Source organism: Mucilaginibacter celer (assembly GCF_003576455.2).
GTDB classification, from domain to species: domain Bacteria; phylum Bacteroidota; class Bacteroidia; order Sphingobacteriales; family Sphingobacteriaceae; genus Mucilaginibacter; species Mucilaginibacter celer.
This window is the reverse complement of record NZ_CP032869.1, coordinates 4,826,579-4,853,104: the sequence shown is the minus strand read 5'-3', so window position 1 is coordinate 4,853,104 and position 26,526 is coordinate 4,826,579. Positions and strand designations below refer to the sequence as shown.

The window sequence follows — 26,526 nt, the reverse complement described above, 5'->3', positions numbered from 1 at the left end:
ATACATCTTTTGTGATTATTTTAACAAAATATTTAATGACCTGTCACTGAATGCGCGAGCCACTTTTTGTTAAGCAAAACAAAGCCAAATGGCGTAGTTTTGAACAATCACCCACTGATGACCCGGATGAACTGGCAGATCGTTTTATCCAGATTACCGATGATCTGGCTTATGCCAAAACCTTTTATCCCAAATCAAAAACAACAATTTACCTTAATGGTCTTGCTGCGGGGCTTCACCAATCCATTTACAAAAATAAGGGAGAAAAAAGCAACCGTTTCCTTACTTTCTGGAAATATGAATTACCGCTGCTGTTTAAAAAATATCAAAGACAGCTGTTGTATGCTTTTTTGTTTTTTTTTGTTTTCTGCCTTATCGGAGCCTTATCGGCAAAATATGATGAGAATTTTGTGAGGCTGATTATGGGCGATAACTATATCGACATGACCAATGCCAACATAGCCAAAGGCGATCCGTTTGGCGTATACAAAGGGCAAAACGAATTGCTGATGTTTTTTGGTATAGCCGCCAATAACATTTATGTTTCGCTGGTTACCTTTGTAAGCGGCATTATATTTTCTGTCGGCTCAGTGTTCTTTTTGTTTCGCAACGGTATTATGCTGGGCTCATTCCAGTACTATTTTTTTAGTAAAGGCCTTGGTGTGCAATCGGTACTTGTAATCTGGATTCACGGTACACTGGAGATTTCGGCGATAATTATTGCAGGCGCTGCCGGCATTATTTTAGGCAATAGCTTCCTGTTTCCCAAAACCTTTAAACGTTTTGAGTCGTTAAAAAGGGGGGCTAAGGATGCCATGAAAATTGCAGTGGGGATTATTCCAATATTAATAGTAGCGGCCTTTTTTGAGGGCTTTGTTACCCGGCACACCGAAATGCCATTGTGGCTTAGTGTAAGCATTTTATCTGCGAGCCTGGTGTTTATCATCTGGTACGTAATTATATACCCTAATAAACTTTATAAAAACCCAAACCTTAAATGAAACCTCCTGTTGAGCTTGCCAAAACACGCGATTTTAGCGAAACCATAAGCGATACCTTTACTTTTGTTAAACAAAATATAAAGCCTTTATTCAAAGCATTTTTTGTTTTTAGCGGCTTTTTCCTGGTGGCCGGTACCATAAGTGCCGTTTTTTTCCAGATGAAAATGGTCAATTTAGCCAATGGTGTTATGGCCCCCGGCCCGGTGGCCAATCTTGATTATGGTTCTTCTTTTTTTGAAAGATTTGGCATTGAGTATTTTATAACCATTTTACTTTACATGATAACGCTAACGGTTTTAAAGGTAACAACCTTTAGTTATGTAGCCATATATAAAGAAAAAGGTAATCTGCCACCCACTACCGAAGAAGTTTGGGGATACATTAAATATTATTTCTGGCGTATTTTGGGTGCATCATTTGTTTCAAACATCCTTTTGGTAATCGGCTTTGTATTTTGTTTTATCCCGGGTGTTTACCTGGCACCGATATTCGCCTTAATATTCCCGATCATTGTATTTGAAAATGCGAGCTTTGGCTATGCCTTTAACCGCTGTTTCACGCTGATTAAAGATAACTGGTGGTTAACCTTTGGTATTTTGCTTGTAACCTGGATCATTATTTACGCCTGTATCACGGCCATCACACTACCGGCAGCGTTGTTTAATGTTATAGGCATGGTGATGCACCCGCAAAAAGGTACCAACCTTTCGATGACGGCATCGGTGCTTACAGTAGTTTTACAGCATTTGTGTTTGGTGTTTTTGATCATCCCTATAGTAACCATTAGCCTGTGCTATTTTAATTTAACCGAAAGCAAAGAGGGCACCAACCTGCTTGAGCGGATTAGCAAACTGGGCGAAATTAAGCCGGAGAATGATTTACCTGCCGAGGAATATTAATATGCCCCGCCTGTTTAGTATAATAGCTTTTTTATTGGCTTTTAATATGGCCCACGGTGCGCAGCCTGCCGGTAAGCAGGTTAAGCTGCTGCCTAAAATTATCAAAAAAGCGGCACCTGCTGTCCCTTTGATAATGAAAAAGGATACCGCTGCCATTGCCGTGAGGTATTTTGATACCGTAAAGATACAGGCATTAAAAAAGCAGCCCGAATTTCAATACAACGATACCGTAGAAAGCAGCCCATCGTTGTGGCGGCGCTTTTGGAACTGGCTTAAAAGCTTGTTTAAACCCATCAAAATTGGCACCAACGTAAGTAAGTTCTGGGTTGTTTTTGGTTATGTGCTTAAATACCTTTTAATAATTGGTGGTTTAGCCGGGGTTGTATTTCTGTCGTTAAAGCTGGCGGGGATAGATATGCTGAATGTTTTCAGGCGCAAGCCGGCATCGGCCAACCTGGAGTATTCTGAATTGTTTGAGGATATCCACGAAATTAACTTCGATGACGAAATTGAAAAGGCCATAGCACAGCATAATTATCGTTTGGCGGTAAGGTTACTTTACCTGCGCAGCTTAAAGCATTTAAGCGATGCCGACCTGATTAAATGGCAGCCCGAAAAAACAAACAACGCCTATATTGATGAGTTGAGCAATAGCGAGCAAAAGCGCTTTTTTAAAACCCTTACCCTGCAGTTTGAATACGTATGGTACGGCGAGTTTGCCATCAACGCGCAGGCATTTAATAAAATAAACACAGCATTCACCGATTTTAAAAAGAGTATATAATGAAAGATCTCAAAATATACATCACTATCGGTTGCCTGCTGTTGGGCGTATACCTTGTTTCGTTGTACAACAGGCCGGATGATATCAACTGGCAAACAACCATGTACTATAAGGATAAAGTGCCGTTCGGCACTTATATTCTGTATGATCAGTTAAAGCAAATTAACCCCGGTGCGCAGGTTATCAATACCAATAAATCGATATATAACGCCTTTCACGGCAATAGTTTGGGAAAGGGTACCTACATTATATTGGCCAAAAGCATCACGCTAAACAAGTTTGATGTGGAGGCTATGCTGAAGTATATAAACGCTGGCAATACTGTTTTTATGTCGGCATTTGACTGGCGGGGACAGATAGCCGATACGCTGAACATCAGTTCGAGGGCCGAGTATGCATCGAAAAATACGTCGATCAACTTTGTAAATAATAAACTTAAGCGCGCTGCGGATTATAAGTTTAACCGGGATATAACCAACCAGTATTTTGATTCGTACGATACCGCAAAAGCCGTGGTGCTGGGCATGAACCATTATGAGCATAGTACACTTTTAAGTTATAAGTTTGGCAAGGGGCAACTGGTGCTATGTTCAACACCGCTTGTTTTTACCAATTATAGCCTATTAACACCGCAGGGGGCCGACTATGCGCAAAAAGCGTTATCCTACCTGCCGCCGGCAAAAAATGTTTACTGGGATCAGTTTCAAAACGGCGATATCCCGGAGGATGAATCGCCTATGCGGGTATTTTTTAATAATCCATCATTGCAGTGGGCTTATTATCTCGCAATTTTCAGTTTGTTGCTTTTTGTGATATACGAGGTTAAACGCAGGCAAAGGATCATCCCGGTTATCGAGCCGTTGCAAAACACCACGCTGGAGTTTGTGAACGTGGTTGGCCAGGTATATTATGAAAAACGGAATAATGCTAATATCGCCCATAAAAAAACAATTTACCTGTTAGGACATATCCGCGAAAAATACAAGATCAATACAAGCAAACTTGATAAGGAGTTTATGGAAGCCTTATCGCAAAAAACAGGCATTGAGCTTACATTTATACAGGAACTTACCACCGCGCTTTACTTTGTAAGCACGCACGGACATATTACCGATCATGAACTGATCAGACTAAACCACCTTATTGAACAATTTTATATCAAATCCAGGTAGAACATGGAAAACGAATTTTTTGAACAAAGAACAGACCTGAGTAAACTACATACAGCGGTTGAACAAATAAAGGCCACCTTGGCTAAAATAATAGTTGGCCAGCACGAATCGATTGATTTGCTGATAGCGGGCATCCTGGCCGACGGGCATATCCTGATTGAGGGTGTACCCGGCGTGGCCAAAACCCTAACTGCCAAGCTGATTGCCAAGGCTATTGATGCCAGCTATTCGCGTATCCAGTTTACGCCCGATTTGATGCCATCAGATATCCTGGGCACTTCGGTATTCAACCCCAAAACAACGGAGTTTGAATTTAAGCAGGGGCCAATTTTTGGCAATATCATTCTGATAGATGAAATTAACCGTGCACCTGCCAAAACCCAATCGGCCTTGTTTGAGGTGATGGAAGAACGGCAGCTTACTATTGACGGGCACCGCTACCCCATGGGCGAACCATTTACAGTACTGGCCACCCAAAACCCGGTTGAGCACGAAGGTACCTACCGTTTACCTGAAGCGCAGCTTGACAGGTTTTTATTTAAAATAGAGATCAAATACCCTACCCTTGCCGAAGAAATTACCATTATAGCCCAACAGCATCAACAAAAAAATGTGGATCAGCTAAGCCGGATTCAGCCGGTGCTCTCGTCGACCGATATTGTTGTGGTAAGGCAGCAGGTAAGGGCATTGCATGTTGAAACAAAACTACTGGAGTTTGTAGCCAAAATAGTTCACGAAACCCGTAACAGCAAAGCCTTACAGCTTGGCGGCTCTCCGCGTGCATCGCTGGCCATTATTAATGCCGCTAAGGCACTGGCAGCTATCAGGGGGCGTGATTTTGTTACGCCCGAAGATATCATTTACGTAGCAACCCCGGTGTTGAGGCACCGCATTGTACTTACGCCCGATAAGGAAATGGAAGGTGTTACACCTGATGAGGTGATAGCACAAATTATACAAAAACTGGAAGTGCCCCGCTAAGATTCCACCGTGAAAAAACTGTTCGGACTGTTTTATAAGGATTTGTTTTTAGGCAACAGGCTATTTGCCTGCCTTGCAGGCAGCGTTGTGTTGTTTTTGCTGGGTTTCTTTTTTCCGTGGATGGGCGAGATCCCGGTGCTGGTGTTCTGGCTGTTGATGATAGTGATTTTTATTGATTTGCTGATGCTTTACCGAAACCGCGAAGGTGTTTTTGCCCGGCGGATGGCTCCGGAGCGGTTAAGCAACAGCGATGATAATGAACTGGGCATTTATATCGAAAATAGGTACCCCTTTAATATCAGCGTGGGTATTATTGATGAAATTCCTTTTCAGTTTCAACAACGGGATATCTGGTTTAAAACGGTTTTAAAACCTCGCGAACGCAAGCAGATTAGTTACACGTTAAGGCCTACCCGCCGCGGCGAGTATGAGTTTGGCGATATCAGGGTGTTTGTAAAATCGCCGCTGGGGCTGATTTCGCGCAGGTATAATTTTAATCAGGCCGAAGTGCTGCCCGTTTATCCATCTTTTTTACAAATGCGTAAGTATGAGCTGATGGCCATCTCCAACCGCTTAACCGATATCGGCATAAAAAAAATAAGAAGGATTGGCCACAGCCTGGAGTTTGAGCAGGTAAAAAACTACGTGGCCGGCGATGATTACCGCACCATTAACTGGAAAGCCACAGCCCGCCGCGGCGATTTAATGGTAAACTCGTACACCGACGAAAAATCGCAACATGTTTATTGCATCATCGATAAATCGCGCGCTATGAAAATGCCTTTTGAGGGTTTAAGCCTGCTGGATTATGCCATCAATGCCAGCCTGGTTTTATCAAATGTTGCGCTGCTGAAAGAGGATAAGGCAGGGTTGATCACCGTATCTGAAAAAATTGGCGCGGTTGTACCTGCTGATAGCAAATACACCCAGCTTAATAAAATACTGGAGGTTTTATACAAAGAAAAAACCCGGTACCTGGAAACCAATATGGAGGCGCTTTATACTACCGTACGCCGGGTAATAAAACAGCGCAGCCTGGTGGTGTTTTTTACCAATTACGAAAGTATGCCGGCCTTACAGCGGCAACTGCCGTTTTTAAAACGGATTGCAAGGTTTCACCTGTTGCTGGTGGTGTTTTTTGAAAACACCGAGCTTAAAACACTAAGTGAAGAGCCGGCCACTGATGTTGAAGGCATCTACATAAAAACCATTGCCGAAAAGTTTGCGTACGATAAAAAGCTAATGGTAAAAGAACTGGCCGCGCATGGCATCCAATCTATTTTAAGTACGCCGCAAAATTTAACAGTAAATACGATAAACAGGTACCTGGAAATTAAAGCCAGGCAAAAAATATAAAATATGGGTGGTATTGGGATTTTATTGGTGCTGTTGAGGCTGGTTATTTATATTGTAAAAATAAGTTCAAGTAGTTCGGGATCAGGAGATACGTACCGGTATACAGGCCCGGCTACGCCAATGCCGCAGCCGCCGGAGCCTGATTATATTTTGGTGGCCATTAAAGCATTTGTAGTGTCTGAAATGAGCCCAACCGGGGTTAGAGCACTGCTTTCACGACTAAATGTAGAGGATAAAGAGGCCGACGAGGTAGTTGATATTGCACAAAAAGTTGCCAAAGCCTGGTATGCCCGGGAACAGGACACAGACGATGCAACCGGGATGGAACCTGTAGCAGTATTGCAGCATATTGATGATTTGGTTACCTATCCGGTACGTAAATACTCCAAACCCGGAGAGCAATATGCAGATTTTTTCAGGATGCTTATGGGGAAGGCGACATACGAGGATGAATCAGCCTATGAATTAATTTCGTATATGGCTTCTTACTCGTCGTTTTTACCACCGGTAAGGGTTAGTGATCGTGCGCAGATTTTTCAAATGTCATTCGGTGGTTTTGGCGGGCGATTCAGTGCTGCCCGGTTTAGGACGATTAAAGTGAATGATCAGATTGTAAATTCTTTCCCATACCTGGCAACCAAATCGTTAATGCCACTTACCACAAACGAGGTAATAGAATGGGAAGGTGACACAGCTATTAACACCGAAGCCGAAATCAAAGCAACAAGAAGAGATAATACCGAATTAAGCTTTTTTGCAACCGATTATGCAGTTAACAGGCAGCGATACCTCAACGACACCGAAATTAATGTTCGCATCTCGGCCTTTGCCGGCGAGATCCGTGAGTTTAACCCCCAGGAGCATCTCAGATCGCTTAATATAGATACCGAGGCTGCCAAGGTTCCGGACCTTAAAGGCACCGAAAGGCTGAGCATGTACAACTTTACTGCGCGGGTAGTAAAAATGAAGGAGGTTTCGATATCAAAAAACAATACCGCCTATATTTTAACACTCAGGATGTTTGAAAATACCGACAGGCAGATTTATAACATCATAGATGTTTTTGTGAATGCCGAAAATATTATCTCCGGCGAAATGCATCAGAATATTGTTGTAAGAGGCACGTTCTGGCTTCAGGGCGAACTGGTAATTAATTAGTGGGGGAGTTGTTTTCCTATCCCGAACTCACCTTAACTCAATTAATTGCTGCCCGGCTTAGGGAAACTCACTCCACCTGCGGCCAGTTGTTTTAACATAGTTTCCTGCAGGTTTATTTTGGCGTTCAGAAACTCGGCAGGATCAACCCAAACATTAACGGTAAATCGCACACAATCATTATCCAGGCTAATTACGCCCACGCGGGCTGCGGGCTCATGTAAAATATCCTTACTGGCATTAACAACGCCGGTCATAATGGCTTTTACCTTTTCCATATCGTTATTATAGCCAACCCGCATCTCAAAATCAAGACGGCGGCGGCCCTCGCGGGTTACGTTAACAATAACTTCGTTAAATAGCTTACCGTTGGGGATGATCACCGTTTTGTTATCGGCAGTGATCAATACGGTATAAAACATCTGGATAGATACCACTTTACCATCCTGGCCCTGGGCAACAATGCTGTCATCAACTTCAAAAGGTTTTAACAACAGGATGAGTACACCGCCGGCAAAATTTTGAAACGTTCCGGATAAGGCTAAACCTGCCGCCACCGAAAACGCGCCGATAATGGTGGTGAAAATGGTCATTTCCCAACCTATAATGTTCATTACCCAGATCACGAGTAAAACATACAGGGCCGTAATGGTGAGGCTTAAAAAGAAAGGTTGGAGCGACGAGTGCACCTGCCGGTGGGTCATACGCATCCGCAAGCGGTTACGCAACCACCTGATAAACCATAAACCAATAAAAAATATAATTACTCCACCTAAGTAACTTGGGCCGCGGTTAATGAGCCAGTGGTGAAATTGCGAGTAGTATTCGTCCAGTAACATAACTGGGCGCAAAGTTAATAATTATATATTAACTGTATAATGTAACAAAGAGCTCGGGCCCTTTAAACAGCACCCAATCAACCAGGGTGTATTGTATTTGTTTTGTTTTTTGAGATAGACGTTTCATGACATGTATTGTTCAAATCCTGTGCCTAACAGGCGCTGAATCAGATTTGTTATGCAAAATTACGTAATACTACGCGGGCAATAATCGAAAATTAATCAAATGATTAATAAATGACTGTCGCTTTACCTTTGCATGACTGTAACAGGCTGTTCTTAAAGCACAAAACCCTGTATGCAAAAGCATACAGGGTTTTGAATAGTATATTTTCCCATACACCCCCTTCAGGGGGCAGGGGGGCGAATATTACATCATACCACCCATACCGCCGCCACCCATTGGTGGGCCACCGGCCGGAGCATCTTCAGGATCATCTGCCAATACAACTTCGGTAGTTAATAACATCGAAGCAATTGAAGCAGCGTTCTCTAAAGCTACACGGCTTACTTTAGTAGGGTCGATAACACCTGCAGCAATCAGGTTTTCGTATTTATCGGTACGTGCGTTGTAACCAAAGTCGGCAGTGCCTTCTTTAACTTTTTGCACGATGATAGAACCTTCGATACCGGCGTTTTCGCAGATTTGACGAAGAGGCTCTTCGATAGCGCGACGGATGATCTGGATACCAGTGTTTTCGTCTTCGTTATCACCTTTCAATTCAGAAATTGAAGCAACCGCACGGATAAAGGCAACACCACCACCGGCTACGATACCTTCTTCAACAGCGGCACGTGTAGCGTGTAAAGCATCGTCAACACGGTCTTTTTTCTCTTTCATCTCAACTTCGGTAGCAGCACCTACGTAAAGTACAGCAACACCGCCAGATAATTTGGCTAAACGCTCTTGTAATTTTTCGCGGTCGTAATCAGAAGTAGTTGATTCGATTTGCGATTTGATCTGGGCAACGCGGGCTTTGATCTCTTCGGCAGAACCTGAACCGTTGATGATAGTAGTATTATCTTTGTCGATAACGATTTTCTCAGCAGTACCTAAGTAGCTAAGATCAGCGTTTTCTAATTTGTAACCTCTTTCTTCCGAGATCAAAGTACCGCCGGTAAGGATAGCGATATCCTCTAACATAGCTTTACGGCGATCACCAAAGCCAGGAGCTTTAACAGCAGCAACTTTCAGTGAACCACGGATTTTGTTAACTACCAAAGTAGCTAAAGCTTCGCCGTCTAAATCTTCAGCGATGATCAACAATGGTTTACCTGTTTGTACTTGTTTTTCAAGGATAGGAAGCAATTCTTTCATCGAAGAGATCTTTTTGTCGTAGATCAGGATGAAAGGATTTTCTAATTCAGCTTCCATTTTATCAGCGTTGGTTACGAAGTAAGGAGAAAGGTAACCACGGTCAAACTGCATACCTTCTACAGTTTTAACTTCAGTTTCAGTACCTTTTGCTTCTTCAACAGTGATCACACCGTCTTTACCAACTTTTTCCATTGCTTCAGCAATTAACGAACCGATAACCTCGTCGTTATTTGCAGAGATAGAAGCAACTTGTTTGATTTTGTTGTTGTCTTCACCAACAGTTTGTGATTGAGTTTTCAGGTTTTCAACAACAGCTGCAACAGCTTTGTCAATACCGCGTTTCAAATCCATTGGGTTAGCACCGGCAGCTACGTTTTTGATACCTGCAGTTACGATAGCCTGAGCTAAAACGGTAGCAGTAGTAGTACCGTCACCTGCAATATCGGCAGTTTTTGAAGCTACTTCTTTAACCATTTGAGCACCCATGTTTTCAAGAGCGTCTTTCAGTTCGATTTCTTTAGCTACAGTAACACCGTCTTTAGTGATAGCCGGCGAGCCAAATTTTTTATCGATAATTACGTTACGGCCTTTCGGGCCTAAGGTTACTTTAACCGCGTTAGCAAGGATATCAACACCGCGTTTCAGGGCGTCGCGTGCTTCAACATTGTATTTAACTTGTTTTGCCATGTTTTTAATTATTGAATTATTGATTTAGTGAATTAGTGATTTGAAACTCACTCTCAATAATTATTTCTTTTGATTTTTTGTCTTTTCCGAATAAGCGGCCTGAACAGTAATAACTCACTAATTCAATAACCCACTAATTCACTAATTAATTAAAGAACCGCGTAAATGTCTGATTCACGCATGATCAGGTATTCTTTACCTTCGTAGGTAATTTCGGTACCTGCATATTTACCATATAATACCTCGTCACCAACTTTTACGGTTAAAGGCTCATCAACTTTTCCCTGGCCAACAGCAACGATGGTACCACGTTGAGGTTTTTCTTTAGCAGTATCAGGAATGAAGATACCTGAAGCAGTCTTTTCTTCGGCGGCTGCAGCTTCCACCACAACCCTATCTCCGATAGGCTTAATGTTTAATGACATAGTTATAACTGTTTGTTTATTTAAGTTTTCAGCCCGATGTGTATCATCAATTATGCCAACTGCCCGTTATGCCAGTTATTGACATGCTAAACTGTTTTAATGTCAGCAAAAGGTTACAGCGGTTTGGCGACTTAACAATTTTTTAACGGGATGGTGTCAGGATGTCAGTGTGACTTAGGGATGACGGAGGGATAATTTAGCTTTATGTGGATTTTTGATAGAATTGCTTGGTTAAATAAAACACAGTATCGATAAAGAAAAAAATTCCATCGGATGAAAGAACGTTCTCGTCATGCAAATCTTCAAGGATTAAGCCAAGCTCATCATTGTAAAAATCGTTATTACGTTTATTCTGAAAGCCGTTATACCGTAGATACTGTTTTACCAGATCGAGATTGGTGGGATCTGGCCCTATGATATATTCTTGTTTTACAACCGCGTTCAGTTCGCCATTAATTTGTTTGAACCCAAGAAAAGTGTAAGCTGTTAACGGAAAGAAATAGTTATGAATTAGCAGGCTATTAAAATAGTCCAGCCAAGTTTCATAGAAAATTCCGGCGTTGATTTTCAGTACGTGAGCATCGCCGAGACGATATACTTTTTGCTCAGCACCCTCGCTGAAAAAATCGGCATCGTGAATTACAGGCTCGTAAAAGAGATTTTCTTTTTTTGCAAAAGTTACGATTGCTGTTGTTTCTTCACTTTTGAGCTGCTGTTGTTTTTCAGCTTTAAAGCTTGTGCCCGCATTTGCTCTAAGGAAACTTTGGGTTTTTTTGAGTTGACTTGCTCTGCCAATCGGTTCATCTCCCAGAATGATATGTTGTAATTCATCTTTAATGTTTTTCATTCAAACTGAATGCACAAAAATACTGTTTATTAATCAATTTTGAATGGAACGATATAGGCATCTATGTTAAATAGGAGATGACACCTACACTGTCTTCCGCTCCGCAGCCAACCTCTTCAATTCATCCTTAGCCTTCGCAAACCATACTTTATTACTTTTCCGCTCAACCGGGCTAAGCTGCGATTGCTCATTAAGCATATCGGTAAAAATTTGCCAGGCTTCATCGCGCCGGTCAGCACGGCTCAGGAACATGCCATATTCATACCTCGGCTCGAAGTAGGAGTAGCGGCCTTTCATCAATTTAAATTCATTTTCGGCCTGCTCGGGTTGGTAAGTGAGTTCCAATGCTTTGGCGTAAAGAATATGCGCTTTTGAACGCGCAAATTGCGGTAATTTATAAAGGCGTTTAGCAATCGGGATCACTTCGTTATACATGCCTTTTTCAAAATAGGCTATGATAAGCTGTGCCTGCACATGCTCGTTTTCGGCAAAGGCGCCGGTAAGGCTGTTTTTATATAGTTCAATAGCCTTGTCTGTAAGGCCTGCTTCCAGGTAGGCATCTGCCAGTGCTACGCGGTTGGCAAAGGTATCGGTAAAGCGCAGCTCATTTTCCAGGCGTTTTATTTTAGCACCGGGGTTTATCACAGCTTCTACATTGATTTTTGGGGTGCGGATCCGGTTAACTAACATCTCGCTGTAGATATAATACAGACAGCCAAATACAGGTATAGCAAAAATTATCCACATCCATTTTTGCTGTGTGCCGCGCCGTGAGGAATGGATAATGCAGATAGCATCCAGGATCAAAATAATATAATAATAGTTGCCCCCACCGAAAAACATGCCCATTGATGATATAAGATTTAGTAATATCTCAAAAATATAAAAAAAGCCGTAAACGCTATGCTTACAGCTTAAAAATCGTGGAAATTGCTTTTAAAACACGAGGCTCCTATGGAGCCGGGAAACTTCTTTTTGTTTTGCTATAAACACGATACCCCTCCGGGGTGATTTACCGTCGCATTTTACAACTCCGTTAGGAGTATCGTGTTTATAGTAATGTATCAGATTGCGTGGCCGGCTCCATAGGAGCCCCGTGTCACCCTCTCGTTTTGAAATGGATTTGTCCTGCCTGAAAATCAATTTTTTACCACCACATTCAATATCGGGTGATTTAGCGCCGAAATAGTTTTATGCCCGTTTTTCAACTGATCAAAAACCACAATCTCATTCGAGCCCTTTTTTAACCATCCAGCCGGGATATACAATGTTTGCTGCGGACCGATGTTCCAATATTTACCAATATTAATTCCGTTTAAAAAAACAAAGCCTTTACCAAAATTGCTCAGATCAAGCCAGGTATCGCCGGTTTCGGTAAGGGTAAATGTACCTTTATACAATACAGGCTGGGCCTCTGTTACCACTTTCGCGCTGTATTTAAAGCCGGCTGTATTTTGAAAAGGGAACTTATACATTTTCCAATCCAACAGCTCGGTGCCGTTTAAAGTTACTTTGTCTGTAATGCCCTGGCGGTTATCGGTTAAGTAGGGGCCGTAGTTGATGCGGCCATTGTTCTCCAGCAAAATATCCAGTATATCACCTTTTTTAGCGCCGCTTAACTGTAACGAATCCTGGCGCAGGTGCCTGTCTAAAATACTGATGCGCTGGCCGTTTAAGTAAACGGTAGCGTAATCGCGTAGCTCTTTTATTTTAAGCAGGCCATCAGCGGCATCTTTTAATTGGGTGCGGTAAAGTACAAAGCCATAGCCCTGGTCCAGATCTTCAAAGCAAAGCGGTTTTTCGCTTACAACCGGTTTGTTTAAGTTGTTGAATAATAACGCACTGGTTGTCAATGCAATTGATGGTATGACTATCGTTTTATTAGCCGCAGGAACAGGCGGCAGTGTAACACCGGCAGGGAGGTGCTTTTGAATAATTTCGCGGAATTTAAAAAACTTAGGGGTAGGATCGCCGGCCTCGTTAAGCGGAGCATCATAATCATAGCTTGAAGTTTGCGGCGAATATGGGTCTTTTCTGCTCATATTAGCGCCGTTCATAAACCCTCGTGAAGTACCACCATGAAACATGTACATATTGATAGAGATCCCAGCCGATAAAACCTCATCCAGTTTTTTAGCATCATCTTCTGCACTGGTAGTTGAATGCGGGCTACCCCAGCTGTCAAACCAGCCCGGGTACCATTCGGCAATATAATATGGGCCTTTGCCGCCGTGGTATTTATTGATGAGTGTTTTTACTTCTTTAGGATCATCCAGCCCATTTACAGCCGGCAAATATCCCGGCAGGTAACCCGCAGGCATTTGTGACGGCCCATCGCAGGTAAATAAAACGCCATCAAAACCAGCCTCACGGAATATTTTACGGTTAATGTCAAGGTATTCTTTATCGTTGCTGTACGATCCGTACTCGTTCTCAATCTGTACCATCAAAATATTACCGCCATGGGTTATGAGGTAGGGGTTAAGTTGTTTACTCAACGCCATGATGTAGTTTTTGTAGGCCGCTAAAAACTTAGGGTCTTTACTGCGTACTTTCAGGTCTTTATCTTTCAGCAGCCACCATGGGTAGCCGCCAAATTCCCATTCGGCGCAGGCGTAGGGGCTGGGGCGCATAATAACCCAGAGGCCTTCTTCTTTGGCAATTTTTACAAATTCGGCAATGTTGTTGTTGCCGGTAAAATCATACTGGCCTTGTACGGGTTCGTGCGCATTCCAGAAAACGTAGGTGCCAATGGTGTTCAGGCCCATGGCTTTGGCCATTTTCATGCGGGCTCGCCAGTATTGCTGTGGGATGCGGTAGCAATGCATTTCGCCGCTGATCATTTGCAGTGGTTTGCCATCTAACAAAAAAGTGCTCTCGCCAAGTGCAAAGGTATGGTCCGGGCTCTGGGCTTTTACCGATACCGAGGCAGCAACGAAAAATAAAAAGGCAGTAATGATTTTTTTCATTCGTAATGAATTGTTGTAGGATGTAAATAAAAAAGCCACCGGCAAAAATACCGGTGGCTGGATATTAAAAGAGGTCTAACTGTCCGTTATCTTCAAGGTCGATATCGCCGGGATTGGTGATTTCGAAATCAATCTTTTTTGTTGGGGATTTCACCGACTCTTCAGGCTGATTAGTTGATTCCACCGATTTTTTTGTTTGGGATTCCTGCGATTGATCAGGTGATTCCACCGATTTTGATTCGGGGCCGAATGATGATCCTTCTTCATTTGGCTCATCCGATGTTTCATCCCCTCCTGCTTCTGTTTCAGCAACCTCGTCGCTGATCAGCTCAACCGATTTTATCGGGTTTTGCGAAAGGCGGTTACCCATCGCTTTCATCCCTTTTACATCAATGATCTCCGCGAGGTTCAGCTCCAATGTTTCCGGCGTTTGATCTTTGCCTTTCAGGTGTGTCATACTTACCACCGGCGCGGTATGACCAAGTATTACCATTTTCGAACCTGCTTCCTCGCTGATGAGGCTTACCTGTTTACCGATGGCAATGTTTTCAAAATTGAAACGCTTAACCAGGTAGTTTTTCGATTTTCCGTCGATGTGTATGATCGAAAATACAGCCTGCGGGTCATATTTTTCAATCAGGATCATCTTATCATCAAAGTGATTGTTAAGATCGAAACTGGTTAGTTCGTAAACACCGTTGCTCATCACAGTAAGGATGCGGTCGTCGCCATCAAATTCTCCTAAATATTTGCCACGGTTATCGGCATTCAGGCGTTTTAAAATATCATCATACCAGATTTTGCGCCCTGCCAGTGTTGATACACCTTTGCTTTTCAGGATGATCTTTTTAACCGGGTACTTGGTAATGATATTACCCATCGAACTGCGGCCTTTTATAGCTATAGCTGCAAAGTCCTCATCAAACTGTAGTTTTTTGAGTTTTGAGTGCGGTTTAAGCTGCACATTCACCACCTCGGCTTCGCCGTTGGAGTTGGCGGTAAAGTACAATACTTTTGATCCTTTGGTACCCTTGGTAAGGTCGTATTCCTTATCGCGGGTAACGCCCACTACCGAGAAACGCTTGATATAGCTGATGCCGCTCTCGCCATCTTTATAAATCATGTTGTAAACGGTGCGCTCATCATTCTTTTTAAATACCGCTACGTGGATAATATCTTTACCCACAAATACTTTATCCTGCACTTTGGTGATGACACAGCGGCCATCTCCACGGAAAACAATGATCTCGTCAATGTCCGAGCAATCGCCTACAAACTCAACCGATTCATCCTTTTTCAGGCCCGAGCCCACAAAGCCGTCGGCACGGTTAACATATAGTTTGATATTGGCTAAGGCTACCTGTGCAGCTTCAACCTTATCAAACGTACGTAGTTCGGTTTTGCGTTCGCGACCTTTTCCATATTTTTCTTTCAGTTTTTCAAACCAGGCGATGGCATAATCGGTAAGATGTTTCAGGTGATGTTTTACCTGTTTTATCTCATTCTCCAAAGCCTTCATCTGCTCATCCGCTTTCTTAACGTCAAAACGGGTGATGCTGCTCATCGGTTTATCGATCAGCTTTTTATAATCCTCAGGCAGTATGGTGCGGTAAAATTGCGGGAAGAAAGGTTCGAACAATTTATTCAACACTTCTATCACCACTTCAAAATTGCCCGAGTTTTCGTACCCAGGGTTTTTATACATACCTTCCTGTATGAAGATTTTTAACAGCGAGCTAAAGAAAATCTTTTCCATTAACTCGTTCAGCCTGATCTCCAGTTCCTGCTTCAGCAAATCTTTGGTGAAGAAAGTGCTTTCGGTAAGCATATCGTTCACACTCATAAAGCGTGGCTTATCATCCTGAATTACGCAGGTATTGGGCGATATGGAAACTTCGCAATCGGTAAAAGCGTAAAGCGCATCGATAGTTACATCGGGCGAAATACCGGGCGCGAGGTGGATAATGATCTCTACATCTTTAGCCGTATTATCTTCGATCTTCTTGATCTTGATCTTGCCTTTATCGTTGGCAGAGATTACGCTATCTATTAAGCTACCGGTAGTGGTAGTAAAAGGAATTTCGGTAATGGCCAGTGTTTTTTTATCGCGCTCAATAATTTTAGCCCTTACCCGCACTTTGCCGCCGCGCTGGCCTTCATTATATAAAGAAGCATCGGCCATACCACCGGTAGGGAAATCGGGCATCAGGTTGGGCCTTTCGCCTTTCAATACACCTATTGATGCATCAAGTAGTTCGATAAAGTTGTGCGGCAAAATTTTGGTAGCCAAACCTACGGCAATACCCTCGGCACCCTGTGCCAGCAGCAAGGGAAATTTTACCGGCAGGGTAATAGGCTCTTTGTTACGGCCATCATAACTGGCCTGCCAAACGGTAGTATCGGGGTTAAAAACAACATCCAGTGCAAATTTTGATAAGCGCGCCTCGATATAACGCGGGGCCGCCGCCGAGTCGCCGGTTACCGGGTCGCCCCAGTTGCCCTGGCAGTCAATCAACAGGTTTTTCTGGCCTATCTGTACCATGGCATCGCCTATAGAGGCATCGCCGTGGGGATGGTATTTCATGGTATTACCGATAACGTTGGCTGCTTTGTTAAAACGCCCGTCGTCCATTTCCTTAAGCGAATGCAGGATACGGCGTTGTACGGGTTTTAAACCATCGTTAATGTGAGGAACAGCCCTGTCAAGAATTACATACGAGGCATAATCCAAAAACCAGTTTTCGTATAAGCCGTCGAGCGAGGTAACAGCGTGTAATTTTTCTTCATTAGGGGCAGGCGTATCGTTTTGATTCAAATCGTCACTCATTATTCAATAAAAAACATTTGGATGGGTAAAGATACGGATTATGCGCGGATGTACAGGCCGTAAGGCTATAGATTTTAGCATTCAGGGTATTGAAATTATTAACAAAATTGTTAAGTTTGTTTATGCACTGGTTGTATCAATAAAAAACCAGCGGCGTAAAAAATTACGTTAATGCAGCAAATAAACTTTCCGTATCGGCGTTAAAGTGAGGCGTGTAGCAAAGTGCGGATTGGTTTAAATGTTTGGCAATTAATTTATATATTTACCTATGACGCTTAGGTGCTGCAATGTTTGGTACCTACCCTTGAAATGAAAGCTATTTTGAAGCCAACCATAACCTTGTTGCTATTGGTTTTATCATTGGCGTGTTTTGAGCAAAGCACGGCGCAGGTAAAGCCCTCGCGGCTTTATGCCCAAAATAAGCGTAAACCGGCAAAAAAGAAATACCTATACCCAACAGCAAAAGAAGAGCAAGGTTCTGAACAGTACAAGGAATTTAGCCGCATTTTAGCGCAGGCCAATGTTGTTTTCAATCCGCCGAAAGGTTTCAAAGAAATACAGGCCCCCAACGATGAAGACTTTTTATTTGACTACGCGCTCGAAATTCCAGACCAGGATTTTGAAGTATGGTACCAGGTAAAATCGCAAAGGCAAAACTATGTGAGTTATGAACAGGGTAGGTACGATACCGATAAGCAAACAGAAAACCCCGACTCGTTATATATTAACATGAGCCGTGCCCAGGCTACCGCTTTTACCGGCGAACGGGAAAATCCCTTAAAAATAATACCTCCCAATGTGCTGAAGCGCTTCAAAGCCGATGCCGGGAAATCATACCTGCTTAGCCTGCCCGATATTCCGGCTACCAAGCATTATAAATATGCGCTGCTTATCATGCTGCAGCGCAATCATAAAGGAACCATTATGGCAGTTTGTTTTACCAACGACAAAGGCCCCGAGTTTTTTAAAAATGTTGACAAGGCAAGTAACTGCCTTAAGTTTAAACAGTAATATTCTGTATTCGTCTCCGATACCTCAAATGTTAATATGTTGATATCTGTTGCCGGCTAAATTGGCCCGGAAACTTTATTTTTGCAGTTGGTGCATTTTGCACTTTTTTTAAAATTCTATTCTTTTATAAATGGCAGAACCAGTTAATTATAGTGAAGATAGTATCCGCTCGCTCGATTGGAAGGAGCACATCCGTTTACGCCCCGGTATGTATATCGGTAAGCTGGGTGACGGCTCTGCTTACGACGATGGGGTGTATGTATTGCTGAAAGAAATTGTTGATAACTCGATAGATGAGTTTGTGATGGGCTCGGGCCGCAGTATCGATATCAATATGAGCGATCATAAAGTTTCGGTGCGCGATTATGGTCGTGGCATCCCGTTGGGTAAAGTAATTGATTGCGTATCTAAAATAAATACCGGTGGTAAATACGATAGCAAGGCTTTCCAAAAATCGGTAGGTTTAAATGGTGTGGGTACCAAGGCGGTTAACGCCCTGTCAACCGCGTTTATTGTACAATCATATCGCGACGGCCGCACCAAAATTGCAGAGTTTGCCAAAGGCGAATTGATTCGTGACGAGGCAGAAAAAGATACCACCCAGCGCAATGGCACTGCCATTAACTTTACGCCGGATGATACTATTTTCAGGCATTACCGCTTTATTCCCGAGTTTGTAGAGAACATGATCTGGAACTATGTGTTCCTGAATGCGGGGCTTACCATTAACTTCAATAACCAGAAATATTTTTCGGAGCGCGGGCTTTATGACCTGCTTACCCGTAATACAGATGCCGAAACACTCCGCTACCCAATTATCCACCTTAAAGGCGAAGATATTGAGATAGCCATGACCCACGGCCAGCAATACGGCGAAGAATATTATTCATTCGTAAACGGACAGAATACTACCCAGGGTGGTACCCACCAGGCGGCTTTCCGCGAGGCTGTGGTAAAAACCGTGCGCGAGTTTTATAAAAAGGAGTATGACGCTGCTGATATCAGGGCATCGATAGTTGCTGCCATTGCCGTTAAAGTGCAGGAACCGGTATTCGAATCGCAAACCAAAACCAAGCTGGGCTCGCTGAATGTTGGTCCGGAAGGCCCCTCGGTGCGTGGTTTTGTGAACGATTTTGTTAAAAAAGAACTGGATAATTACCTGCATAAAAATCCGGCAACTGCCGATGCTTTGCTGAAACGCATTCTGCAATCGGAGCGTGAGCGTAAGGATATTGCCGGCATTAAAAAACTGGCCAATGAGCGCGCCAAAAAAGCATCATTACATAACCGTAAACTGCGCGATTGCAAGCTGCATTTTGAAGATACACACGAGCGTAAACAGGATACTACCTTATTCATCACCGAGGGTGATTCGGCCAGCGGTTCGATCACCAAATCGCGCGATGTGATGACTCAGGCCGTGTTCAGCTTAAAAGGTAAGCCGCTAAACTGCTTTGGCCTTACCAAAAAAGTGGTTTATGAAAACGAAGAATTTAACCTGCTGCAGCATGCTCTTAATATTGAAGATGGTTTGGATGGCCTGCGTTACAACAACATTGTAATAGCAACCGATGCCGATGTCGACGGTATGCACATCCGGCTGCTGCTCATGACCTTCTTTTTGCAGTTTTTTCCCGACCTGGTAAAAGCCGGTCACGTATCCATCCTGCAAACACCATTGTTCCGCGTACGCAATAAAAAAGAAACTATTTATTGCTACAGCGACGAAGAACGCCGTAACGCGATAGCTAAATTGGGTAACAAACCCGAAATAACCCGCTTTAAAGGTTTGGGCGAGATCTCGCCCGAAGAGTTTGGCCTGTTTATAGGTAAAGATATGCGCCTCGACCCGGTTATTTTGCGTGATGCCAACGTGAAAAACCTGCTGGAATATTTTATGGGCAAAAACACCCCAACCCGCCAGATGCATATTGTAAATAACCTGAGGGTTGAAAAGGATGATGAAAGCATTAATCCTACTATTAAAGAAGCAGAGGTAGCCGAAGTAGCTGAGGAGTTGCCGGTGGCTGTATAACCTTTCAACTGAAAAAAAGTTTCTCCAAGCGTCATTGCGAGGAACGAAGCAATCCCCGATTAGCAGGTACGCCCTGTATAGTTTGGGATTGCTTCGTACCTACCGATGGGGTGTTTAAAACGCATTGTCATGCTGAGGCACGAAGCATCTTCTACAACAGTCCTGGCGGCTATATAGAAGAAGATCCTTCGTTCCTACCCATGACATAATTGAAAATGGGTGTCATGCTGAGGTTCTCGAAGCTTGGTGGGCTGGGCCTTGCGCGCGACCCTTCGACAAGCTGCCATTGACACATTATGCAGCTATTTGGTTTTCAGAAAGTTGCATATTGTATTTTTTAGCCATTTTTTTCAACAATGCCATTTCTCTTCTCTGCAATTGATCTTCGTAGCGTTTAGTTCCTTCCTCAACATATGCGGTTCCTTTGGTTAATGTATTATAGTAAGCAATGGCCAACTTTCTGGCACCGGCTTTTATAGCAATCCGCGAATCTTTACGGCCACGGAGCTTTCTCATGAAACTACCGATAGCATTATTCTTACTATTCAATAATGACTGGGCACATTGTTTAAAGATCTGCCCGGCAACATTGCAAGGCATACCCCTGACATTCTTTTTCATTTTTCCGCTCCGATGACTTTTAGGGGATAAGGTTAACCAGTTTACAAAGCTTTTAACTGTAGGAAAACGGCTCATATCCACACCAGTTTCCCCAATCAGCCGCAATGCCGTATAATCATTTATCCCGGGAATGCTGGTAAGGTCAACACCGTATAAGCGCGCCATAGTGGCGTGAAGCCCCGGTATTTTTGGGGCATGATGCCGTACTGCTTTGGCTTTTCCTGTAACTACCTCTTCTTTATCTACACTTAGTTCGTCCAACAGGCGGCTAATCTCCCCGTCTATCTTTTTTATTTGGTTTTGGTGTATATCCCAAAGCTGCATGTTCTGCTCAAGCATGAATAAATAGGTATCATTATACCGGCCTTCCAATGCTTTTAATACTTTTTCACCTTTATATTTTTGAATGCGTTCATCACAAAGGCTAAGTAAATAGTTGCTGTCCCGGTTCCCGGATAATATAGCTTTGATCATATTAATGCCGCTGGTACCATGGATCTGGCTAAGTACCTCCGGAAGTTTGATGTTCATCAACTCCAGGCATTTCTGCATCTTGTTAACATAGGTACTGCCCATACTGATGATATCCAGGCGTTCCCGCACCAAATGACGAAGTTCCATGAACTTGCCCTGGGGGATAAAGCTATGTCTGAGGATGCCGGCAGAAAACAGCTTCTGGATCCACTGGCAATCCCTTACATCAGTTTTTCTGCCTTTCACCTGTTTGGTTTCTTTAGGGTTGACCAGGCAAACCAATATGCCAAGTTCTTCTAACAGAAAGTATAAAGCGATCCAGTAAACACCTGTGGCTTCCATTGCTACCTTTTTTACGCCTCTCTCTTTCAGATACACTGCACAAGCATAATAACTTGATGTGAAGGTTTCAAAGCTGACCACCTCTTTCCCATCAGGGGATACAAAAATCTGCTCAGCACCGATATCAATACCTGCAACATTTTGGTGGACTGTTTCAAAAGTCGTTTCTTTTGCCATAACTTTACTTTAGATTTTAAAATCAAGCAACTTATGGCTCAGGAAAGCGATAAATAAAAGGCACGCTGCCATACGGGAATACTGCAGGTAACAGTATCACCAAAATGCTTACGCTATTTCCTAAAGCAAATCTCAGGGGCGGGTAAATAACACCAAGAGCTAAACTGCTACTCTGCCATAAGTTGCTTTTGCAAAGTTCAGCATTCGCTTGTCATCTGCAATGCTATTATTTGTGCGCAAATAAACCCTACTCAGGGTGACAGCCATCCCGCCTAATGTCATATCACCTTTAGATGCCGCGGCTTTTTATTTACTCAGGATAAGAAGATGGTAATATCATATGTCTTTCAGATGCCCCGGCTTTTTCCTACTCGCGATGATGTTTTTTTAGTCGCAGTTTTGCAATAAGCCAGAAAAAATCTTTCAAAACTTTCAATCCTATTATTTATTCCTTATCTTGTATCCCCCGATTTTTTAACATCGGTGGATAATATATGATAAGTCATGAAATTAAAATAGCCTTCGACGAATACGAGTCGCTGGCTGATCTTGATAAAGCCGATCGCAGCCTGTGCCTCGAAGCGCAGAAAGCACTTAAAAATTCTCACTCGCCCTATTCAAAATTTCGTGTAGGTGCGGCCTTACGCCTGCAAAGCGGAAAAATTATTTACGGCAGCAACCAGGAAAACGTAGCCTATCCATCAGGATTGTGCGCAGAGCGTGTTGCCTTGTTTAACTGGGGGGCCAATCATCCCGACGATCCTATCGAGGCCATGGCGGTAACCGCGCATTCCGACGAGTTCCCGATCATCAAACCCATTACCTCATGCGGCTCGTGCCTGCAGGTACTGGCCGAATGCGAAAAGCAGCAAAATCAATCAATAAAAATTATATTGCATGCCGAAAATGGACCTACGTGGATCATTAAAGGTATTGAAAACCAATTACCGTTTTTGTTTTTTGAAGAACGCATCGCAACTCCGTAATGAAAAACAAACTTTTTTTATTGTTCATCGGTCTGTTTATCAGCACCGCTACATTGGCCCAGCAGGGCTTCCCGTTTGATAACGAGATTCGCGCTTTTAAACACCTGGACAGCATCAGCTTTCCGCAAAAGAATGGCATCCTGTTTATCGGCAGCTCATCAATCCGCAAATGGACCGATCTGGAGCAGCGTTACGCGGGTAAACCCATCATCAGGAGGGGAGTTGGCGGTTGCGAGCTTTGGCAGATAGTGGATTATTACACGCCATATATCCTTTTCCCATATCAGCCCCGTAAAATTTTTATTTATGCCGGCGAAAATGATATTGCTGCAGGTAAATCGGCACAGGATGTTGCGGCTTCATTTACCAAACTCTGGCAAATGATTCATCAAAAACTGCCAAAGGCGGAAGTTTATTTTATGTCGATAAAGCCAAGCCCGGTACGTGCTAAATATTATGAGGTGGTTTATGCGGCAAATGATTTGGTAAAAACCTATCTGAAAGATAAGCCGCATAGTCATTATGTTGATCTGGTACCTGCTATTTACAAACCGGGCACTACCCAGCCCGATTCGAGTTTGTTTAATAATGATTATTTGCATCTGAATAGTAAAGGGTATGATAAATGGCAAAAGGTGCTTGACCCGTTGGTGAAGTAAAAACCGATATACGGCGCACCTACGGAGCCAGGAATCGTATTGATCCGACTTTGCTATAAACACGTTACTCCTACGGAGTACCTTGCAAACTTTTTATACTCCGTAGGAGTAACGTGTTTATAGTACAAGTAGCCCGATTGATAAGGCTCCGTAGGTGCCTCGTATCAACAAGAGATCAGCCCATCCTGCTAAAATAAAAAAGGCCCCGCAACCAACGGGGCCTTTACCTACTTACATATTAAACACTAAACTAAAACTTGCTTATTTAAAAACGCTGTACACGTTTGTGATTTTCCAGCCGTTACCGGTGTTGGTAATGGTTACATAATTACTGCGGGTAAAAGTGCTGTATTTCATATCTACTTTTACTACAGCAAGGTCATTATTGCTTTCAACTACCGAGGTGCTGGTGATGCAATCCTGCTCGGTATTTTTGTTGGCTTTAAGCTGATCAACAATCTCGGTTTTGCCAAAGCTTAACACGGTTTTGCCGCGCAGCATCGAAAATTTGGCCGATTGGTCAACCACATCGCTAAAGCCTTGTAGTTTGCCGCGGGTCATGGCATCAACGTAAGTGTTGATAGCAAAATTTTTGGTAAGATTTTCTCCATCTATTTTAGTTGCTGCATTGGCGGCAGTACCTGCTACTAATAAAGCTAAGCCAAGCATAAGTGATTTTAAAGTTTTCATATTGTTGTTGTTTTTAAGGTTTTTAAATTCTAAATTTTCAAATTGTTTTTATACTCATAAGACATCACCAACCTGCGTTCCGTTACAGCATAAAGTGCTTATTTGAGTGATTTAACAAACATTTAACATTTTCGCATATTTTTTAGCGATTACTACAGTAATATGCCGTTAAATAATACTTATGGTTGATTTTACCGCCATTATATTGCAATTTGCTGAACAGGGCGAAAAAACCGGATGGACTTATATCGAGATCCCTGCCGATGTAGCGCAGCAAATGAAGCCCGGAAATAAAAAATCGTTCCGGGTTAAAGGCAAGCTTGACGAGCTGGAAGTGCGTGGCATGGCCCTGATGCCCATGGGCGAGGGTAATTTTATTTTGGCAATTAAACGTGAGATATGCAAAAGCCTGCATAAAGGCCGTGGCGCTATGCTCAGGGTAAGGCTCGAGTCCGACGATGATTTTAAATTTACCATTCCTGAGGATTTACAAGAATGTCTTGAATATGAAGCCGATGGTAATCATTTTTTTATGAGCCTGGCCGAAAGCCACCGCGGCTATTTTATCAAATGGATTGAGAGCGCTAAAACCGAAGCTACCCGTGCTAATAGGATTGCAAGTACAGTTAATGCGATGGCGCGCAGGATGGACTATGGGCAGATGTTGCGGGAGCAGAAAAAGTTAAGAGAATAGGCGTAACCGGGTATCCGTAGCAAGCTATCATTTATTGAATACACCAAATTTAAAAACATTGTAGCATTACACTCATGAAAAAATACGTTGTCATATTTTTGTTATTGGTAACTGCAAGAGCAGCTTACACTCAAACGGCAAAACAAGTTACGGTGAAAGTAACCGGCGAGGTAATTAATCCGCTAAGTATCGGCCTTGCCGAATTGGCGCAATACAAACAAATAACCGTTATCCGCAAAGACAAGGATGGCAAGGATCTTACCTATTCGGGCGTGCCGTTATCTGATATCCTTACCAAAGCCGGCGTTACGCTGGGCACCGATCTGCACGGTAAAAACATGGCAAAATACCTGTTGGTTGAAGCCAGCGACGGTTACCAGGTTGTTTTTGGCCTGGCCGAGTTGGATAAAGGTTTTACAGACAGGGCCATTATTTTGGCCGATAAGGTTGACGGCCAATCATTGGCCCCCGCCGATGGACCTTTCCGTATTATTGTTCAGGATGAGAAAAAACCGGCACGGTGTGTTAAGCAGGTTACTGCGTTGAAGGTGATGTTTGCGAAGTGATTGTATTTCCAACTGTTTATCATATTTAAGTGAAACATAAAACAATTACCGCCGCCGATTATATAAAGACCATTGCCTGGTTAAATGAAAGTATTATTGATTGGGCCAAAGCAGGGAATTTGTATAGCATAGGTACGCAAAGCGAACAACTTGGCCAATATCATTATGTTTATGGTTTTGACGGATCAGTAATATCCAAGGGGGGAGAATATGCTTTTATTTATCAAAAACTTGGTACCAAAGGTTTGTTATTAAAAAACGGCGATTTGCTTAGGGAAATTAACCGTTCATATTATTGTGCTAACGCTTATGAATACCCGGCTGCATTTATAACATTAGGAGGGGTTACCTATTTAGTTCATTGCCCTATCGAATATTGCCGGCTCGATTTTGAGGACGTTGAAACGGGTGAGATCATTACAGATATACCGGATCGCGATCCGCAGGATTTTTTCCACTCGAGATTAGAAATAAGTCCATCCAGTAAATTTTTAATGAGTAAAGGCTGGGTTTGGCATCCGTTAGATGATGTTTTTATATTCGATATAGAAGAATGTTTGAAGAATCCGCTTCTTCTTGATGAACCTAAACTACATCACAACTCGCCTACCGAAATCTGTACTGCAAGTTTTATTAGTGATGCCAAAGTGCTCATCGGCTCATCGGACGAAGTTATCAATGATGAGGCTGAACATTTCCCCCCAAAGCATGTTGCGGTTTGGGATATCGTGACCAATGAAATCTCTACACCGGTAAAGGTTGATGGTGAGTTTGGAAACCTGTTTGCTATTAACGAGGAACTGGCCTGGGATACATTTGAATATCCGAAGATTATTAATATCAATACCGGGAAAGTATTGGAAAAATTGGAGTCCGTTAATAGCGGTAAACAGCGGTCAAGTATTGTAAATAAAGAATCATTGGTGCAACTTATATTTAACCCCAAAACCAAACAGATTGCAATACTTAACGGGAGCAATATTGAAGTGCTTGCTCCTTAATTTTGCATAG

General features: G+C 42.9%; 23 protein-coding genes. 14 read left to right on the top strand and 9 right to left on the bottom strand.

Annotation, left to right across the window (positions count from 1 at the left end; all coding sequences use genetic code 11):
* The first annotated feature begins 50 nt into the window (after window positions 1-50).
* From HYN43_RS19875 to HYN43_RS19845, 7 genes are read left to right on the top strand one after another with little or no spacing between them, the layout of a single operon-like run.
* Window positions 51-1,001: a stage II sporulation protein M gene (locus HYN43_RS19875; protein ID WP_119410996.1), complete on the top strand. Its 951-nt coding sequence runs from the start codon at window positions 51-53 to the stop codon at window positions 999-1,001.
* Window positions 998-1,900, top strand: coding sequence for a hypothetical protein (locus tag HYN43_RS19870; protein ID WP_119410995.1), 903 nt, complete (start codon window positions 998-1,000; stop codon window positions 1,898-1,900). The genes HYN43_RS19875 and HYN43_RS19870 overlap by 4 nt, the downstream gene beginning before the upstream one ends.
* 1 nt (window position 1,901) lies before the next feature.
* On the top strand, window positions 1,902-2,684 hold the full coding sequence (locus HYN43_RS19865) for a DUF4129 domain-containing protein (protein ID WP_162996556.1): 783 nt from the start codon (window positions 1,902-1,904) through the stop codon (window positions 2,682-2,684).
* Window positions 2,684-3,856, top strand: coding sequence for a DUF4350 domain-containing protein (locus HYN43_RS19860; RefSeq protein WP_119410993.1), 1,173 nt, complete (start codon window positions 2,684-2,686; stop codon window positions 3,854-3,856). The genes HYN43_RS19865 and HYN43_RS19860 overlap by 1 nt, the downstream gene beginning before the upstream one ends.
* Window positions 3,857-3,859: 3 nt before the next feature.
* Window positions 3,860-4,837, top strand: a complete 978-nt coding sequence (locus HYN43_RS19855; protein ID WP_119410992.1) for an AAA family ATPase — start codon at window positions 3,860-3,862, stop codon at window positions 4,835-4,837.
* A gap of 9 nt (window positions 4,838-4,846) precedes the next feature.
* Window positions 4,847-6,193, top strand: coding sequence for a DUF58 domain-containing protein (locus HYN43_RS19850; protein ID WP_119410991.1), 1,347 nt, complete (start codon window positions 4,847-4,849; stop codon window positions 6,191-6,193).
* 3 nt (window positions 6,194-6,196) lie between these two features.
* On the top strand, window positions 6,197-7,351 hold the full coding sequence (locus HYN43_RS19845) for a hypothetical protein (RefSeq protein WP_119410990.1): 1,155 nt from the start codon (window positions 6,197-6,199) through the stop codon (window positions 7,349-7,351).
* 41 nt (window positions 7,352-7,392) lie between these two features.
* Here the strand turns inward: HYN43_RS19845 and HYN43_RS19840 are convergent, their stop codons facing one another.
* The 7 genes from HYN43_RS19840 to HYN43_RS19810 form a co-directional block, all read right to left on the bottom strand.
* Window positions 7,393-8,187, bottom strand: a complete 795-nt coding sequence (locus tag HYN43_RS19840) for a mechanosensitive ion channel family protein (RefSeq protein WP_119410989.1) — start codon at window positions 8,185-8,187, stop codon at window positions 7,393-7,395.
* A 370-nt stretch (window positions 8,188-8,557) separates the two neighbouring features.
* Complete coding sequence (gene groL, locus HYN43_RS19835; protein ID WP_119410988.1) at window positions 8,558-10,192, bottom strand: chaperonin GroEL; 1,635 nt, start codon at window positions 10,190-10,192, stop codon at window positions 8,558-8,560.
* Window positions 10,193-10,341: 149 nt separating this feature from the next.
* Entirely contained in the window at window positions 10,342-10,617 is a 276-nt protein-coding gene (gene groES / locus HYN43_RS19830) for a co-chaperone GroES (RefSeq protein WP_119410987.1), read from the bottom strand.
* Window positions 10,618-10,819: 202 nt separating this feature from the next.
* Window positions 10,820-11,464, bottom strand: a complete 645-nt coding sequence (locus HYN43_RS19825; protein ID WP_119410986.1) for a putative polyvalent protein kinase domain-containing protein — start codon at window positions 11,462-11,464, stop codon at window positions 10,820-10,822.
* 84 nt (window positions 11,465-11,548) lie between these two features.
* Entirely contained in the window at window positions 11,549-12,313 is a 765-nt protein-coding gene (locus HYN43_RS19820; RefSeq protein WP_245446947.1) for a hypothetical protein, read from the bottom strand.
* A gap of 290 nt (window positions 12,314-12,603) precedes the next feature.
* Entirely contained in the window at window positions 12,604-14,433 is a 1,830-nt protein-coding gene (locus HYN43_RS19815; protein WP_119410985.1) for a glycoside hydrolase family 35 protein, read from the bottom strand.
* Window positions 14,434-14,497: 64 nt separating this feature from the next.
* Window positions 14,498-17,260 carry a DNA gyrase/topoisomerase IV subunit A gene (locus HYN43_RS19810; protein ID WP_119410984.1) on the bottom strand — a complete coding sequence of 921 codons (2,763 nt, stop codon included), beginning with the start codon at window positions 17,258-17,260 and terminating at the stop codon, window positions 14,498-14,500.
* 309 nt (window positions 17,261-17,569) lie between these two features.
* Between HYN43_RS19810 and HYN43_RS19805 the strand changes: the two genes are divergently transcribed.
* Together HYN43_RS19805 and HYN43_RS19800 are read left to right on the top strand one after the other, a co-directional pair.
* On the top strand, window positions 17,570-18,271 hold the full coding sequence (locus HYN43_RS19805) for a hypothetical protein (RefSeq protein WP_162996555.1): 702 nt from the start codon (window positions 17,570-17,572) through the stop codon (window positions 18,269-18,271).
* 130 nt (window positions 18,272-18,401) lie between these two features.
* Window positions 18,402-20,306: a DNA topoisomerase IV subunit B gene (locus HYN43_RS19800; RefSeq protein WP_119410982.1), complete on the top strand. Its 1,905-nt coding sequence runs from the start codon at window positions 18,402-18,404 to the stop codon at window positions 20,304-20,306.
* Window positions 20,307-20,600: 294 nt separating this feature from the next.
* On the opposite strand, the gene HYN43_RS19795 is transcribed toward HYN43_RS19800, so the two are convergent.
* Complete coding sequence (locus tag HYN43_RS19795; protein ID WP_119406063.1) at window positions 20,601-21,920, bottom strand: IS110 family RNA-guided transposase; 1,320 nt, start codon at window positions 21,918-21,920, stop codon at window positions 20,601-20,603.
* Window positions 21,921-22,414: 494 nt separating this feature from the next.
* Between HYN43_RS19795 and HYN43_RS19790 the strand changes: the two genes are divergently transcribed.
* Together HYN43_RS19790 and HYN43_RS19785 are read left to right on the top strand one after the other, a co-directional pair.
* Window positions 22,415-22,906 carry a cytidine deaminase gene (locus HYN43_RS19790; RefSeq protein ID WP_119410981.1) on the top strand — a complete coding sequence of 164 codons (492 nt, stop codon included), beginning with the start codon at window positions 22,415-22,417 and terminating at the stop codon, window positions 22,904-22,906.
* Window positions 22,906-23,565 carry a GDSL-type esterase/lipase family protein gene (locus HYN43_RS19785; RefSeq protein ID WP_119410980.1) on the top strand — a complete coding sequence of 220 codons (660 nt, stop codon included), beginning with the start codon at window positions 22,906-22,908 and terminating at the stop codon, window positions 23,563-23,565. The genes HYN43_RS19790 and HYN43_RS19785 overlap by 1 nt, the downstream gene beginning before the upstream one ends.
* A gap of 261 nt (window positions 23,566-23,826) precedes the next feature.
* Here HYN43_RS19785 and HYN43_RS19780 read toward each other — a convergent pair whose 3' ends face one another.
* Window positions 23,827-24,255, bottom strand: a complete 429-nt coding sequence (locus HYN43_RS19780) for a nuclear transport factor 2 family protein (protein WP_119410979.1) — start codon at window positions 24,253-24,255, stop codon at window positions 23,827-23,829.
* A gap of 181 nt (window positions 24,256-24,436) precedes the next feature.
* Between HYN43_RS19780 and HYN43_RS19775 the strand changes: the two genes are divergently transcribed.
* From HYN43_RS19775 to HYN43_RS19765, 3 genes are all read left to right on the top strand, one after another.
* Window positions 24,437-24,949 (top strand): YdeI/OmpD-associated family protein, encoded by a 513-nt coding sequence (locus tag HYN43_RS19775; RefSeq protein ID WP_119410978.1) that lies wholly within the window; start codon window positions 24,437-24,439, stop codon window positions 24,947-24,949.
* Between the two features lie 74 nt (window positions 24,950-25,023).
* Entirely contained in the window at window positions 25,024-25,515 is a 492-nt protein-coding gene (locus HYN43_RS19770) for a molybdopterin-dependent oxidoreductase (protein WP_119410977.1), read from the top strand.
* A gap of 29 nt (window positions 25,516-25,544) precedes the next feature.
* Window positions 25,545-26,516 (top strand): hypothetical protein, encoded by a 972-nt coding sequence (locus HYN43_RS19765; protein ID WP_119410976.1) that lies wholly within the window; start codon window positions 25,545-25,547, stop codon window positions 26,514-26,516.
* Window positions 26,517-26,526 lie beyond the last annotated feature (10 nt).

Excerpts from the sequence above, each read along its gene's own strand:
- HYN43_RS19875 (WP_119410996.1), top strand. The coding sequence starts at position 51 with ATGCGCGAGCCACTTTTTGTTAAGCAAAACAAAGCCAAATGGCGTAGT.
- HYN43_RS19870 (WP_119410995.1), top strand. The coding sequence starts at position 998 with ATGAAACCTCCTGTTGAGCTTGCCAAAACACGCGATTTTAGCGAAACC.
- HYN43_RS19865 (WP_162996556.1), top strand. The coding sequence starts at position 1,902 with ATGCCCCGCCTGTTTAGTATAATAGCTTTTTTATTGGCTTTTAATATG.
- HYN43_RS19860 (WP_119410993.1), top strand. The coding sequence starts at position 2,684 with ATGAAAGATCTCAAAATATACATCACTATCGGTTGCCTGCTGTTGGGC.
- HYN43_RS19855 (WP_119410992.1), top strand. The coding sequence starts at position 3,860 with ATGGAAAACGAATTTTTTGAACAAAGAACAGACCTGAGTAAACTACAT.
- HYN43_RS19845 (WP_119410990.1), top strand. The coding sequence starts at position 6,197 with ATGGGTGGTATTGGGATTTTATTGGTGCTGTTGAGGCTGGTTATTTAT.
- HYN43_RS19840 (WP_119410989.1), bottom strand. The coding sequence starts at position 8,187 with ATGTTACTGGACGAATACTACTCGCAATTTCACCACTGGCTCATTAAC.
- groL (WP_119410988.1), bottom strand. The coding sequence starts at position 10,192 with ATGGCAAAACAAGTTAAATACAATGTTGAAGCACGCGACGCCCTGAAA.
- groES (WP_119410987.1), bottom strand. The coding sequence starts at position 10,617 with ATGTCATTAAACATTAAGCCTATCGGAGATAGGGTTGTGGTGGAAGCT.
- HYN43_RS19825 (WP_119410986.1), bottom strand. The coding sequence starts at position 11,464 with ATGAAAAACATTAAAGATGAATTACAACATATCATTCTGGGAGATGAA.
- HYN43_RS19820 (WP_245446947.1), bottom strand. The coding sequence starts at position 12,313 with ATGGGCATGTTTTTCGGTGGGGGCAACTATTATTATATTATTTTGATC.
- HYN43_RS19815 (WP_119410985.1), bottom strand. The coding sequence starts at position 14,433 with ATGAAAAAAATCATTACTGCCTTTTTATTTTTCGTTGCTGCCTCGGTA.
- HYN43_RS19810 (WP_119410984.1), bottom strand. The coding sequence starts at position 17,260 with ATGAGTGACGATTTGAATCAAAACGATACGCCTGCCCCTAATGAAGAA.
- HYN43_RS19805 (WP_162996555.1), top strand. The coding sequence starts at position 17,570 with ATGAAAGCTATTTTGAAGCCAACCATAACCTTGTTGCTATTGGTTTTA.
- HYN43_RS19800 (WP_119410982.1), top strand. The coding sequence starts at position 18,402 with ATGGCAGAACCAGTTAATTATAGTGAAGATAGTATCCGCTCGCTCGAT.
- HYN43_RS19795 (WP_119406063.1), bottom strand. The coding sequence starts at position 21,920 with ATGGCAAAAGAAACGACTTTTGAAACAGTCCACCAAAATGTTGCAGGT.
- HYN43_RS19790 (WP_119410981.1), top strand. The coding sequence starts at position 22,415 with ATGATAAGTCATGAAATTAAAATAGCCTTCGACGAATACGAGTCGCTG.
- HYN43_RS19785 (WP_119410980.1), top strand. The coding sequence starts at position 22,906 with ATGAAAAACAAACTTTTTTTATTGTTCATCGGTCTGTTTATCAGCACC.
- HYN43_RS19780 (WP_119410979.1), bottom strand. The coding sequence starts at position 24,255 with ATGAAAACTTTAAAATCACTTATGCTTGGCTTAGCTTTATTAGTAGCA.
- HYN43_RS19775 (WP_119410978.1), top strand. The coding sequence starts at position 24,437 with ATGGTTGATTTTACCGCCATTATATTGCAATTTGCTGAACAGGGCGAA.
- HYN43_RS19770 (WP_119410977.1), top strand. The coding sequence starts at position 25,024 with ATGAAAAAATACGTTGTCATATTTTTGTTATTGGTAACTGCAAGAGCA.